The organism is Pseudomonas sp. 05T35 (genome assembly GCF_056396605.1).
In genome coordinates this window covers 1-623 of sequence record NZ_JBFTLU010000876.1, presented here as the reverse complement: position 1 = coordinate 623, position 623 = coordinate 1, and the positions used below count along the sequence as shown (strand labels likewise).

Sequence of the window (623 nt, the reverse complement as noted above, 5' to 3'; positions counted from 1 at the left end):
CCCACTCTCCACGGCAGTTGCCTATGCAAGGCCATCGCCTATGAACTCGACAGCCTCGACATGCCGATCAGCCACTGTCATTGCCACACCTGTCGCAAAGCGCATGCGGCGGCGTTCGCATCTACGGCCGGGGTCATGCGTGAGCATTTTCGTTGGGTCAAAGGTTTGGATAAGTTGTCATCTTTCGAGTCATCACCCGGCAAGCTGCGGCACTTCTGCTCGCAGTGCGGCTCGCACCTGGTGGCCGAGCGTTTGGCTCAGCCGCATGTGATCGTGCGGGTGGCGACGCTCGATGATGATCCGCAAATGTCGCCGCAGGCGCACATCTGGACCTCTCACGATGTGCCATGGCTGGCTTATGAAGGAATGACCGAGTCTGCCGAATAACCACCGCCACGGGTTGCACAAGTGCGGCGACTGCACTTCAATCAGCCGTTTAACTCCTCGAAGACCCACGCGAGCTTTCCATGCCTCCACGCTTTTTACTGGCACTTGCGCCGCTGCTGCTGGCGCCCTTCGCCCACGCCGACGACTGCGCTAACGCCGCCGACCAACGCACAATGAGCGAGTGTGCCGCCAAGGATTACAAGAAGGCCGACACTCAACTCAACGCCCTCTACAAG

Annotated in this window: 2 protein-coding genes; both read left to right on the top strand. The window is 59.7% G+C overall.

From position 1 onward, the window contains the following. Positions 1 to 387 (top strand): GFA family protein (locus tag AC1DH9_RS30425; RefSeq protein WP_477809490.1); only part of this gene is annotated, 387 nt, incomplete at its 5' end. Between the two features lie 80 nt (positions 388 to 467). Beyond that, positions 468 to 623 (top strand): lysozyme inhibitor LprI family protein (locus AC1DH9_RS30420; RefSeq protein ID WP_477809491.1); only part of this gene is annotated, 156 nt, incomplete at its 3' end.